At 54.3% G+C, this 12,222-nt stretch carries 14 protein-coding genes; 6 read left to right on the forward strand and 8 right to left on the reverse strand.

The window, feature by feature from the left end:
• Positions 1-165 precede the first annotated feature (165 nt).
• From asnB to DF283_RS05040, 3 genes are all read left to right on the forward strand, one after another.
• Complete coding sequence (gene asnB, locus DF283_RS05030; protein ID WP_303673634.1) at positions 166-2,079, forward strand: asparagine synthase (glutamine-hydrolyzing); 1,914 nt, start codon at positions 166-168, stop codon at positions 2,077-2,079.
• The gene (wecB, locus tag DF283_RS05035) at positions 2,076-3,170 is read left to right on the forward strand and encodes a non-hydrolyzing UDP-N-acetylglucosamine 2-epimerase (RefSeq protein WP_303673635.1); all 1,095 of its coding nucleotides are present in this window, start codon (positions 2,076-2,078) and stop codon (positions 3,168-3,170) included. The genes asnB and wecB overlap by 4 nt, the downstream gene beginning before the upstream one ends.
• Before the next feature lie 124 nt (positions 3,171-3,294).
• On the forward strand, positions 3,295-4,503 hold the full coding sequence (locus DF283_RS05040) for a glycosyltransferase family 4 protein (RefSeq protein ID WP_303673636.1): 1,209 nt from the start codon (positions 3,295-3,297) through the stop codon (positions 4,501-4,503).
• A gap of 33 nt (positions 4,504-4,536) precedes the next feature.
• Here the strand turns inward: DF283_RS05040 and DF283_RS05045 are convergent, their stop codons facing one another.
• On the reverse strand, positions 4,537-5,322 hold the full coding sequence (locus DF283_RS05045) for a hypothetical protein (RefSeq protein ID WP_303673637.1): 786 nt from the start codon (positions 5,320-5,322) through the stop codon (positions 4,537-4,539).
• 282 nt (positions 5,323-5,604) lie between these two features.
• The gene (locus DF283_RS05050; protein WP_303673638.1) at positions 5,605-6,936 is read right to left on the reverse strand and encodes a competence/damage-inducible protein A; all 1,332 of its coding nucleotides are present in this window, start codon (positions 6,934-6,936) and stop codon (positions 5,605-5,607) included.
• 209 nt (positions 6,937-7,145) lie between these two features.
• Here DF283_RS05050 and DF283_RS05055 point away from each other — a divergent pair, with 209 nt between their 5' ends.
• A complete protein-coding gene (locus tag DF283_RS05055; protein WP_303673639.1) occupies positions 7,146-7,409 on the forward strand; it encodes a hypothetical protein in 264 nt (87 codons plus the stop codon).
• Between the two features lie 542 nt (positions 7,410-7,951).
• On the opposite strand, the gene DF283_RS05060 is transcribed toward DF283_RS05055, so the two are convergent.
• The 3 genes from DF283_RS05060 to DF283_RS05070 form a co-directional block, all read right to left on the reverse strand.
• The gene (locus tag DF283_RS05060) at positions 7,952-8,233 is read right to left on the reverse strand and encodes a hypothetical protein (RefSeq protein ID WP_303673640.1); all 282 of its coding nucleotides are present in this window, start codon (positions 8,231-8,233) and stop codon (positions 7,952-7,954) included.
• A 39-nt stretch (positions 8,234-8,272) separates the two neighbouring features.
• Positions 8,273-8,641: a phage holin family protein gene (locus tag DF283_RS05065; protein ID WP_303673641.1), complete on the reverse strand. Its 369-nt coding sequence runs from the start codon at positions 8,639-8,641 to the stop codon at positions 8,273-8,275.
• Between the two features lie 121 nt (positions 8,642-8,762).
• The gene (locus DF283_RS05070) at positions 8,763-9,206 is read right to left on the reverse strand and encodes an ElaB/YgaM/YqjD family protein (protein ID WP_303673642.1); all 444 of its coding nucleotides are present in this window, start codon (positions 9,204-9,206) and stop codon (positions 8,763-8,765) included.
• A gap of 473 nt (positions 9,207-9,679) precedes the next feature.
• On the opposite strand from DF283_RS05070, the gene DF283_RS05075 reads away from it, so the two are divergent.
• Together DF283_RS05075 and DF283_RS05080 are read left to right on the forward strand one after the other, a co-directional pair.
• Positions 9,680-9,898 carry a hypothetical protein gene (locus DF283_RS05075; RefSeq protein ID WP_303673643.1) on the forward strand — a complete coding sequence of 73 codons (219 nt, stop codon included), beginning with the start codon at positions 9,680-9,682 and terminating at the stop codon, positions 9,896-9,898.
• Positions 9,899-10,084: 186 nt separating this feature from the next.
• Positions 10,085-10,819, forward strand: a complete 735-nt coding sequence (locus tag DF283_RS05080; protein ID WP_303673644.1) for an MBL fold metallo-hydrolase — start codon at positions 10,085-10,087, stop codon at positions 10,817-10,819.
• Here the strand turns inward: DF283_RS05080 and DF283_RS05085 are convergent.
• From DF283_RS05085 to DF283_RS05095, 3 genes are all read right to left on the reverse strand, one after another.
• Complete coding sequence (locus DF283_RS05085; RefSeq protein WP_303673645.1) at positions 10,809-11,138, reverse strand: hypothetical protein; 330 nt, start codon at positions 11,136-11,138, stop codon at positions 10,809-10,811. The genes DF283_RS05080 and DF283_RS05085 overlap by 11 nt on opposite strands.
• A gap of 169 nt (positions 11,139-11,307) precedes the next feature.
• A complete protein-coding gene (locus DF283_RS05090) occupies positions 11,308-11,604 on the reverse strand; it encodes a YciI family protein (protein ID WP_303673646.1) in 297 nt (98 codons plus the stop codon).
• Between the two features lie 17 nt (positions 11,605-11,621).
• Positions 11,622-12,197 carry a biliverdin-producing heme oxygenase gene (locus tag DF283_RS05095; RefSeq protein WP_303673647.1) on the reverse strand — a complete coding sequence of 192 codons (576 nt, stop codon included), beginning with the start codon at positions 12,195-12,197 and terminating at the stop codon, positions 11,622-11,624.
• Positions 12,198-12,222 lie beyond the last annotated feature (25 nt).

The following is a 12,222-nucleotide window of genomic DNA, read 5'->3' on the forward strand; positions in this document are numbered from 1 at the left end:
ACCCAGTTTTAGATCACTGGAAATCATAGTACAAGATTCACGGAGAAAGCAAACGACTTGGGAACAATGGGGACTTCCCGCTCAGCCATTTAATGATTTGTAATGATTAGGGCCTCAATTTTTTTGTGTGCTTAAATAGGATGACGATGGACAAGGTGTTTATTCATGTGTGGCATTGCAGGTGTTTTTCAGGCGGAATCAGGGGTTAACGTCAGTGATGACCTGATTTGGCGTATGGTTAGCACTATTCGTCACCGGGGTCCGGATGCCTTGCAAATCTGGACGCAACCGGGCATTGCCCTGGGACATGCCCGCCTGAGCATTATTGATCTGGACAGTCGGGCCAACCAGCCCATGGTTGATCCCGGCACGGGCCGGGTCATTGTGTTCAATGGCGAAATTTATAATTATCTGGAATTAAAAGAACAGTTACTGGCGGCGGGTTACCCGTTTCAAACCGGTAGCGACACGGAAGTGATCTTAAAGGCCTACGACCATTGGGGTGTCGATTGTCTGAACCGTTTTAACGGTATGTGGGCCTTTGCCTTGTACGATCCCGCTCAGCGAACCCTGTTTTGCGCCCGGGATCGCTTTGGCGTCAAGCCGTTTATTTACGGGATGAACGGACAGCAATTGGTTTTCGCCAGCGAGGCCAAGGCCATATTGAGTCTGGATGCTTTTTGGCGTGAGCCCAACTTGCCCTTTCTGCAAGATTTTATTCACCATGCCGATTTTGCCGGTTATGAGGAAACATTTTACGCCCGTTTAAAAAATTTGCTGCCCGGCCATTATTTTGTGGTGCGTCCCGGGGAAACCCCTGCGCCACGGCGTTACTGGGACTGGCAACCGTCTGTTCGGTCTGGTCTGATTAGTGACATCGAGGCGCTGGAAGAATTTCAGGCCTTGTTCAAGGATGCCATTCGGCTGCGCTTTCGCAGCGATGTGCCGGTGGGCGCTTGTATGAGTGGCGGACTGGATTCCACCACCATGGTGGGTATGGCCACCCGGCTGTTTGATCGGCCCTTGTCCACCTTCTCCTGCGTTTATCCTGACCTGCCTCAGGTGGATGAGTCCGCCTACATTCGGGAGGCGGTGGTCCGGTTTGACAGCGAGGCCCACTTTGTAACCCCGGTGTTTGAGAACTTGCTGGATGCTGTGAAGCAATCCATTTATGAGCAGGATGGCCCAACCGGTGGACCGTCGGTGCTTTCGCAACGCGCCGTCATGCGTCTGGCCCAGGGCAAAGTCACCGTATTGCTGGATGGTCAGGGCGGGGATGAGGTGATGGGCGGCTATCACTCGTATTTTCCGTTTACTATTTATCACCATATGCGGGTGTTACGGCAAAAGCCGGGGTTGGCCAGCCTTCAGAATTATGTTCAAAGCCGCTCGGCCATTCTGGATCGGGTGGGCCGGGGCTATGTTCCCAAATGGCGCAAGGCATGGAAGAAAACCAGCCAGCCCGTTCAGTATCAGCGCCCCCGGCAAGGGCATACCGTTCTGGACAAGTTGCCCGCCGGTCAGTGGGATGATTTAACCACCCGTATGCTGGAAGATTTGCTGTTTACCCTGTGCAATTTGCTGCATTATGAAGACCGCAATTCCATGGCCTTTTCTCTGGAATCCCGCTTGCCGTTTCTGGATTACCGGCTGGTTCAGTTTATGTTCTCCCTGCCGCCGCAATTTAAAATTCGGGGGGCCAGAACCAAGCACTTGTTGTATGAAACCGCTCAGGATCTGATTCCGCCCGCCATCCTCAACCGTAGAGATAAAATGGGGTTTTCCACCCCCGGTCAGGTGTGGTTTCGTCGGGATCCGCAAATGGCCCAGCGCATCAGCCAGTTGTTATCCGTCGTCCCTGAAGCCTTGCGGGATTTAGCGCCTGCCCATCTGGCCCGACTGCGAAGGGTCTGGCAGGCCTGTCTGCAGGGGCAACCCATTCGGGTGCAGGACGAAATGGCCCTTTGGCGCTATGTAACCGCTTGTCTTTGGCTGGAAGAAGTGGCCGATTACAAAACGCCACAGCCCCTGCACGGCAGCAACGCACACAGCCCCACAGCGGAGGTTCAACCGGCATGAAAAAGATTTTAACGGTGATTGGGGCCAGACCGCAGTTTATTAAAGCGGCCCCGGTTAGTCTGGCCTTGCAGGAGGTGGGGCTGGAAGAGGTGTTGGTGCATACCGGGCAGCATTATGACGCCAATATGTCCGCCATTTTTTTCGAGCAGTTGGGGCTGAAGCCGCCGAATTATCATTTGGGCATCGGCTCTGGCAGCCATGGCTATCAAACCGGGGAGGCGCTCATTCAGCTGGAGCCCATTCTGGAAACGGTTGCGCCCGATGTGGTGCTGGTTTACGGTGATACCAACGCCACGCTGGCTGGGGCCCTGGCAGCGGCCAAGCTGCACATTCCGGTAGCTCATGTGGAGGCCGGGTTGCGCAGTTTCAACCGGCGCATGCCGGAAGAGATCAATCGGGTGATGACCGATCATCTGGCCCAGTGGCTGTTTGCCCCCACGCAAACGGCGGTGAATAATCTGGCTAATGAAGGCATTCGGCAGGGAGTTTACCTGAGCGGGGATGTCATGATGGATGCCATTGCCCTGTATCTGGAGGTCGCCCGGGCTCAGTTTCCAACCTTGTTGGAATCCTTGGGGGTCAAGGCCCAATCTTATATTTTGCTGACCATGCACCGGGCGGAAACCACGGCACGCCCCGAGCAAGCCCTCGCTGTCCTTCAATCGTTGGATACCTTGAATATGGATATTGTGTTCCCGGTGCATCCCCGTCTGCGCCCTTTGCTGAAGTCCACGGAATTCCGGCATATTCACTGTATCGATCCGCTCAGTTATTTTGAGATGCTGTTAATGGAGGAAAGCGCTTATTGCGTGGTCACCGATTCCGGTGGCGTGCAAAAAGAAGCCGCTTTTTTTGGGGTGCCTTGTGTGACCCTGCGACCGGAAACGGAGTGGGTTGAAACCGTTGAGGCGGGTTGGAACCAGTTGGTGGATCTCTTTCCGGATCGGATGTTGGCTGCCATTCAGTCTCTTCAAACACCGGAGACCTCTATGGCGCAATATTACGGCAAGGGCACGGCGCGTCATCTCATTGCCCAAAGCCTGAAACAGGCGCTAAGCCCTTCTGAACCTTTTGCCCACATGGTTAATTGACAGGTGGCAAAGCCTTTGAAGATACTGATAACAAGATTGGCTGATGGTTTAAAATCGGCTGAATTGAAAAATGTGAATTGTATTAAGCCTGTTATGATTCGGGCACAAGCGTGGTAATGCCTCATTGAAAAAAGTTTGCGTTCTGCTTAACAAAGATTTATCGCATCAAACCCGTTTATTTCGTGAAAATGAAACGCTGGTAAAGGCTGGTTATGACGTTTCGGTGGTTTGTGTCTCGGAAATTCCCGGAAAACCGAAACAGGAAAAACAAAACGGTTATGCGGTTTGCCGCTTGCTCAAAAAACGCCTCTACAAGTATCATCTGGTCAGTTTACGATTGTTGAAGAGCTTTCTGAAAGTACTGACTTCACATCCCCGTGCCGATTACGTGCATGTCCACGATCCGCCGGTTTTACTGTTGGGTTTTTTATTGGCCAAATTCTGGAAGGCCCGTCTGGTTTATGATTCCCATGAGTGGTGGGATGCCTTGTTTCAGGAAGAGCAGGATCGCCTGAACAACGGCACCAACATGACGCCTGCTCAGCGGCGTAAGAAGTTGGGGCAATTATCCTGGATGCGTCGCTTTGAATCCTGGGTGCTGCCCCATTGCGACGCGGTGATTGCCGTGAATGATTCCATTGGTCAGCATATGCAAGCGCAGGCCCCAAAGCCCCTGAAGTATTACGCCACCATTCGCAATTTTTCGCCCTATCAGCAAATTGAGCGTAGCAACCGACTCCATGATCATTTCAATTTGCCAGCGCCCACCAAGGTCATTTTGTATCAGGGGCAAATTGCCCGAAAACGGGGTATCGACAAAGCCGTGGAAGCCATAGAGCATCTGGCCGATGTGGACGTGGTACTGGTTTTGATAGGGCCGGTTTTACCTGCGGATGAACAGTTTTTGCAAACTTTGCTGACCCGAATTGAAGCGTCAGAGACGCTGAGAGATCGGGTCTTTTATAAAGGCTTCATTCCCTCCAGTGAATTGCTGCAATGGACGGCTTCGGCGGATTTGGGGTTGCAACCCATTATCAATACCTGCATGAATCACTATTTATGTTTGCCCAACAAAATTTTTGAATACATTCAGGCCAACATTCCCATTGCCGCCTCCGAGTTTCCTGAGCTTCGCAATATTGTGGAAAATTACAAAATCGGCTTTGTGTTTGATCCGGAAAATCCCCGGCAAATCGCTCAAAAAATTCGGCAATTCTTCGATTCTCCCGAATTAAAGCAAGCCTACCTGAGCAATTTGCAGCGGGCCAAACAAGAGCTTTGCTGGGAAACGGAAGAGCAAAAGCTACTGGATCTGTATGCGGCCATCGGTTAATTCTGAAATTGAGGTCATGTTTGCTGAGGTTTTTTAGAGGAGCGCGGCAATCTGAATTTCAACCGGCCAGCGTCCGGCAAACCGAAAGTGACGGGCCTGAGGCCACGGATTGTTTTCCAGGGTGTGTTCATTGTCTTTGCTTGAGTGTGCTGATGAGTCCTCCAGGGCTGTGCTTTCCGCGATTTCAGCCCTGTCAAAGCGATTAAAAATAGTATAGGCCCGGGTCAAATTCTCAAGCTCCCATTGTCCGGTGGCGCTGTTAGTGGCTGGTGGTGTGGGCCATAAGATGGGCCCGGTTTCCACCTGAAACTGGCCGGTTACCGGCTGCACGTTAATGTGTTTTACCGGAAATATTAATTCCGCGCGCAGCCCATCTGGGCCATGGTAGGTCATATGGGTCACCAGTGGGCGGTTGGCTTGCGTGGCGACAATGACCCCCTGAGCGTTTTGGTGGGCGATGGCCGGGGCCGGATGAATGACTGTTTCAATGGCCCTGAAGCGATCCGGAATGGGGGAGACGCTATCTTGATGGGGCTGAAAGGGGTAGTGGGTTCGAAATACCCTGTAATGTGTTGACCCGAATAGGGCCGCAAACTGGTAAACAGGTTCAATCACAAGCTGTTGCTGTCCATAGACGTTGCCCGCCACCACCTGAGACAGCAACACATATTCTTCCTGAATGGCGGACTGGGAGACTTGATGGTTCCTGATTCTCAAGACCGCTTCGATGGAGAATCTTCCGTAACCGGTTTGCTCCTGTAATAGCCAGGTACAAAAGCTCCTTGAAAAATCGACCGACTCAACGTGGGATGACCGCATGGGGTCTCTCCTGCCTTTGCTTACGATTCATCTGGATACTGTCTGTCCTATTCTTCCATTATGAATCAAAATGATTTTTGGGAATGCTTTGCTGCCGCGTGATGGGCCACTCCCACACAGCTGGGCGGGAATGACCCGAGTGCCGAACATAATGGGATTGCAGGGTAAAGGGCAAGATAAAAAGAATGTATCAAACCCTGATTGTACCCTGCGGAGTGCGTTGCCGGAATAACCCCAGCTTGAAATAGTCACGGGATTGTCTAAAACGCTTGTGCAGGCTTGCTAATCAACGTCGGACTCCAGCTTGCCCTGCAGGGCCTGAGCCAGATAGCTCAAAGCATACTGGGTGAACCAGTGCTTGATGTCCTGCCGACTGTTTCGACCGTTGACCAGTACCTTTTTGATCCATATAGAGTTTCCCGGGCCTGACTTTTGTTGGACTGATTTTTTGGGGCCGAGCATGCCCTGGGCAATGCCAATATAGGCCAGACCCACCGGCTTTTCCTCGCTGCCGCCGTCCGGCCCGGCAATGCCCGTGATCGACAAAGCCACATCGGCCCCGCTGGAAGCCAACAAGCCTTCCGCCATCGCCCTGGCGACCTCGGCACTGACCGCCCCGTGCGTTGCCAATGTTTCCTTCGAAACGCCCAGCACGCGCGTTTTTTCCGCGTTGCTGTAAGTCACCACATTCAGATGGGTATACGCGCTACTACCCGGCACATCGGTCAAACGACTGCTGAGCAGCCCCCCGGTGCAGGATTCGGCTACGGCCAGCCGCCAGTTCCTCTCCCGCAGCAAATGGCTCACATGCGCCTCCATGGTAGCCTCATCGTCTCCAAAGTAATACTCGGGACAGCGTTGCACGATCTGCTGACTCATGCCCGCTACCAGCGCTTCCGCCGCCGCGGGACTATCGGCCTTGGCCGCCACCCGGATTGTAACCTCCGCCCGGCCCACATACGGGGCCACCGTGGGATTGGCCGATTGCATCAAATCGCTGAGCAATTCCCCCAGCCGGGATTCTCCAATGCCGAAAAAGTGCAAGTGCCGGGTCAGCAGCACGGCGGGGGCCTCCCCGGCCTGCCTTTGCCAGTGGCGAATCCGCTCCGCCCCCGCTGCCCACATGGCATACAGCTCCTTGGGCACGCCGGGGAAGGTCAGCAACCGAATGGGCTTACCGGCCTCGGTGTTTACTTCCCATGCGATGCCCGGCGCCGTGCCCACGGGGTTTTTGACCGTTTCCGCCCCCTCCGGTTTTTGAGCCTGCTTGAGATTGCTGGGCGATAGGGGCATGCCCCGGGCCATAAACCGCTTGCGAATGGTCTCTGCCGATTCAGGATCGACCACCACCGGCGTCCTGAAAAAGTCGGCAATGGTGGCAATGGTCAAATCATCATCGGTGGGGCCCAAACCGCCGGTAAAAATTAGCAAATCGGAGCGCTCACAGGCCTGGGCCATAATGCCCTGAATGCGGGCCGTGTTATCTCCCACCGTGAGGTGATAATGCACATCCACGCCCAGAGCGGCCAGTTCTTTGGAAATCCAGGCGGCGTTGGAGTTGATCACGTCTCCCAGCAGCAGCTCGCTACCCACAGCGATAATTTCAGCCTTCATACAGCTCAATCCTCAAGCAGTCCGACAACCCGTCCATTATCTCGCAGAGGCACACCGCCTGTCATATCCCGTGGAGCATCGGGGGGTATCGCCCTTGAAGCCAGCCTGCTTTTAACCCGGCGCAATTGTGGAACAGGGAGCCGTTTTATAAAATAAAGCAAAATGCCCAACACACAGTTTGACCACGACTTTAAGAATTTTTATTTTCCATGACCCACATTGCCCTGTCCGATCAGAAACCGCCGCCACTCAACCCCAGGGCGCACCGTGCTTTCCCAGGGCCGGTAGCCCAACCGCCTGCCGCAGCCAAGGGATCCGAACGTCCAACAGAGAATAAAAAGCGTTCGCTGAAAGCGGATTTGGCTGAAGTGGGGGTGCTGGTGGTGGGCATTTTCTCGGACGCTGTGCTTTTCATCGGCTATCCCCTGATTTTACTGTGCCAGAAATTCAAAAAGTGGTTGTGGAAACAATAGAAAACAGGTCGCAAGAGAATAGTTCGCAAAAGAACAGTGGGCAAAAGAATAGTTCCCCAATGCCGCTCCGAGCGCACCACTTTTGCGGGACACCCGCTTGGTCGTCAGGTTTGTAATTATTTGTTAGGGGCTGGCAATTCGCCCTGATTGATTGTTTTTATTTAAGTGTTGGGTGACCCGTCAATGGGTCGAACGCGATTTTCGGGGCGCTATGCCCGGTAATGGCTTGGCAGAGAGAGGCTTTGTAACATGGATACCGCATGATTTCGAACGGGTGTGGCAAGCGTCCGCAACAGGGTGGGCTTGTTCACTCATTCCGCTGCAACCACGCCAGCATTCTTACTGAAAGACAAGACTCAGGATTCCTCCTGTGCATTGACTTCGGCAGACTGGGCACGGCAGGGCCATAGCGCTTAATCGTTGTGCTTCAGGGGCGAACTCAGTGCGTAAGACAGGTTTTTGAGTCGTGTCGGGTAGAGTGATGTTGGGCTGGGATCAGTGGAACGCTGAAAGCCGGGACCGCATGGTTCCGGCTTTCGCCATTATCGGGTGCTGCGCAACCAGTTCAGCAGATACCCCAATGTGGCCAGTTGGGTTACATTGACCAGCGGACGAATGAGGCCTTGCAGCACGCTGCCGGACATTCCGCTGCCCAGCAGAAACCCCGCCCCCAGCGCAAAACCAAAACTGCGCAGGGGAGAATCCTTGACCCGCTCCTGCCAGTCCCTGTAAAAATCCAGCCGATCTTCAATCTTGTGGGCAAGCTCGGTAATTTCCTGTTCCTTGATGTGGCGCTTTGAACGCAATTCGCCCATGGTGGTCATGCCGAACTCCTTCTTGTATGTTCTCAGGCTTTTAGGCTCTCAGGCTGGTGTGTCCACCTGCATTCGCTCACTGTTTTTGCGCAACTCCAGCACCATGCCCATCAGCAGCAGGCCGGTGACCAGCAGGTAAAGGCCCGTGGTAATCAGTGAAGCCCAAACCACATTCAGCCATTGGGAAAGTAGCAGTACAATACTGATACCCCCCAGCAGCAGGCCGGTAAACCCTGCCAGCAAGGCCACCACACCAAGCAGGGCGGCGATCATCAGTTTTTGACTTTCAGCCTTCAGTTCCGCTTTGGTCAGGGCGATTTGGGTGGTCATTAATTCGCCCACCTTGGTTATTAAATCGCGGACCAGTTGGCTGAACGTCAGTGGATCAGGGCGATCGGATGACAAGGATGCACTCATGCCTGAAATCACCTCCGTTTGGATTGGGCGTCTGGGTTTGGCGTCTGAATGGGGCCGTGGCAATGGGTCACAGGAGCCCTTTATCAGAGCCTCTGAGCAAAGTCAGGCTGAACATTGCCGATCAGTTGCCTGAATTCTGAAAGGCCCTGAACAGTGGGTAACGGGGGGCCCGCTCTCCGGAAAGTAAACGACCCAGGAAGATTCCGGCCAGTAGCCCAATAATCAGGCTTTTGCCGGGATGTTGACGAATCAGTTCACGAGACGAACGCAACAGATCGTCGGACATGTCCTTGGCGTCCTTACTTTCCACATAGGAGGCCCAATGGCCAATCCGTTGGGAGGTATTGCGGAGCTGGGCGGAGGTTTTACCCCGGGCGCTGTCGATTTTTTGTCCCAGTTGGTTGCCCAGGCTGGAGGCCTGCTCCTTTAATTTGCCCTTAATCTCGTTGGCCTGTTCGCTGACCCGTTCCTTGACGGCGGTCAAGCCTTCCTTGCTCTTGGCGGAGGTATCGGTACCGTAGCTGTTCTCACTCCCATATTCTGAAGAATACTCTTGATCGCTCATGATTGCTTCTCCTTTGGTTGTTATCAGCTGCTTCCGTGGAACTTTGAGTGGCTGTAATGGCCCCAGGTTCGTTGATTAAAAAAGTATCCGGTCCGGTGTCTGCCAGCCCGGGGTCGGCAGCGCTTTTTCGGGCCGATTTGGATATGGGGCTGATTCGGACATTCAAAACAAAAGCCGGACTTTCTGATTCATCCATCCATTAGATAGAAATCGATAGAAATTAATTAGAAATCAATCCGATGAAAATGGCCCTGCGCAAGCCCATGTTGTGCGCAAGCAGATGCTTATTGTGGCAAGTCAGCCCACACTCGGCAATTCACCGATTGTCTACACTGACCTAGCCGACCAGCTAGCTTTGCAGGCTAGTGATTCAGGATGAAGACAGCCTAGACCCACGGGTAATTGTCCGACCGGTGGCAAGACCGATACATTGGCGGTACGAACAAAATGGTCGTGAGAAAAGGAGTCTGCTGATGAAAACCACCTATGTCCTGTCTCTGGATAACGACACGGCCTTGTTTATTGAGCAAGTGCGAAAGCAGTCGGGGAACGAGGATCCCAGCGTCCTGATCAATCGCCTGTTGCGTCAGGAGCGGGACCGGATGGGGTTGCCAGCCCGTCAGAACAATCAGCAATCCGGCAATTATGAAATGGAGCAGATGATTAACGATGAAATTCCCAGCGCCGGATAACCCTGCCGGGGGCGGACAAACCGCCAGGGGGGCTTCCGTTCAATTTTTGGGATCACTGATTGCCATTCATGGAGCGCCATTCAACAGTTTTATAAAACAGTTTTCAGTAAGTAGTTTCATCAAGCAGTTGTATCCATAAAACACCATTCATCGGGTCACCGGGCCTTAATCTGGAGCGGCATTGGCATGAAAAAAGTTTCTTATCAGCGCTACGAACACGCCGCCATGAGCCTTCCCGATCGGGCCTTTCCCCATCGGGTCACGGAAGGGGTGTGGCTGTGGTCCACTTATGAGGAAACCCGGGCACTGGACTGCAACGGCTACCTCATTCAAACGCCGGGCCAGCAAGCCTTTATCGTGGATCCGCCGTGTGCCGGGCCCGAAGTACTGGATGCCTTTTTGGCCCTGCCCACCCCGCACAGCGTTATTGTAACCAGCGCCCGTCACCAGCGGGCCAGTCAGCGCTTTCGGGAGGCTTTCGGCCTTCCCGTGTTCGCCCCGGAAGGGGAGGCCGCCTTGCTGGAAACCCCGCCGGATCATGTGTACCGGGCCGGAACCGTTTTTCCCAACGGATGGCAGGCCATTGCCCTTCAGGATCAGCAAGCGCCCGGCGAATGCGCCTTGTATCACGCTGAACTCCGGATGTTGATGGTGGGCGACGCGTTGATTGGCCATCCTTTTCAGCGGCTGTCCGTTTCGTGGCTGTCTCAGGAAGAAGCCCCCGCCAGCGCTGCGCTTTACACCCGTTGCCGCAATGCCCTTCAGGGCCTTCAGCCCCTGCGAGGGCTGGAGGTGGACGTGGTGTTGCCCGCCCACGGCGATCCGGTTTTACGGCGCGGGTCCGGGCTGGTGGAGGAGGCTTTGCTGGAGGCCGGGCGCGCCCTGATGGCTCTTGAGGACCCCACTGGGTTCAGTGGCTGAAAGGCCGGGGCTTGGGTTGCAGGGTTTCAAAATGGCGCAGGGTTTTCAGTTTAAGTTTTAAACCCGCTTTTAAGCGACGGGAAAAGCGTTCACAGCGCTCTTCCAGCAATTCTCGCTGGCGGCTGGAACCCAGTCCATCCACCCAATGTTCGCCCAAAACCTGCACCAGCAGGCTTTCCAGTGCGTCGGAATCGACCTCCCGGTTGCGATCCTCCAGCGGGAGGGTAACGTTCTGATAGAACTGTTCCAGGGCATCCAGGACACGCTCCCGTACTTTTCGCCGACGAAAAACGCTGAGCTTTACCAATGTGGCAACCATGGCCGCACCTCATCCTAACAATAGACGACTGTGATTTGTGCCCATCATTAAAGAACAGCCCGGGACCGGCAACCATTACTCATTGGTCTAGAATTGCCGGGGATGAATTGGAGTGGGGGTTGCTCATTGGTCTAATTTACAGCGGCTATTGTCCAGGCAACAGGCGGGTCTAGGTTTGCCCGCCCAGCCACTCCGCCAGACAGGGCTGGAATTTGGTGGGGGTAAATTCGTAAATGGCGTAATCGGCCACCCCTTCGGTTTGAAAGGGATCTTCCGCCAGAATGTGTTGCAGGTGTTCCCGTGAGTCTGCCTTGGCCAGAATCACCCCGCCCTGTGGGGGATTTTGTCGTCCTGAAAGTAAAAAGACGCCCTGCTGGTAGTACCGATCCAGATAGGCCCGATGGGCCGCCGTGTGGGCTTCCACCACCGGCAGGGGTTGCTTGTAGGTCAAAATTATGGCAAACATACAATCAGGAGTCCTTCTTAATGGTCACTGTCCATCCAGCGTTGCAGGCATTCAAAGGCCTGTGTGGCCGCTGCTACCACCACCGGCTCATCCGTTGGGGTGATGGTGGTATCCAGATAGTCCTTAAACGCTTTCCACTGGCTCATGGTCTGGGAGCCATAGCCCCGGTAGTAGCTTAATCCCTTGTCATCCAGCTGGAGTCTGGCCTGAAGCCGCTTGGCGATAAACTGGGCCCCGTGGGTGGAGCCTTCCATCACGTACATACAGCCCAAAGCCTGAGCCTCCGATTCCGTGGGCGGCAAGTCCTGGCAAAGGGGCAAGGCGTCCAGGGTCTCTTGACTGACGCCCAAATCGGTTAAATCCTGAATGAGCAGAGGCAACTTGAAGCGCTGCTGGTAATGCAGGGCGCTCATCAGGGTGGGGTGCAGACGAAACGCCGCTTCCAGCGGTTGGTAGAAGCCATAAAAGCGGGACAGCATCTCCACGTATTCATCCCGGCTAAAATCCTCACTGCCCAGACGGGTAAACCGCTTGGCGTTCTCAATGGCATCGTGGCAAGCTGCCGTTTCAACCTTCAGGGTTTCGCTAATCATGGCGCAGGGCTCTCTCTCACATTGA

It is taken from the genome of Vampirovibrio chlorellavorus (assembly GCF_003149375.1).
In the GTDB taxonomy this organism is placed as follows: Bacteria; Cyanobacteriota; Vampirovibrionia; order Vampirovibrionales; family Vampirovibrionaceae; genus Vampirovibrio; species Vampirovibrio chlorellavorus_B.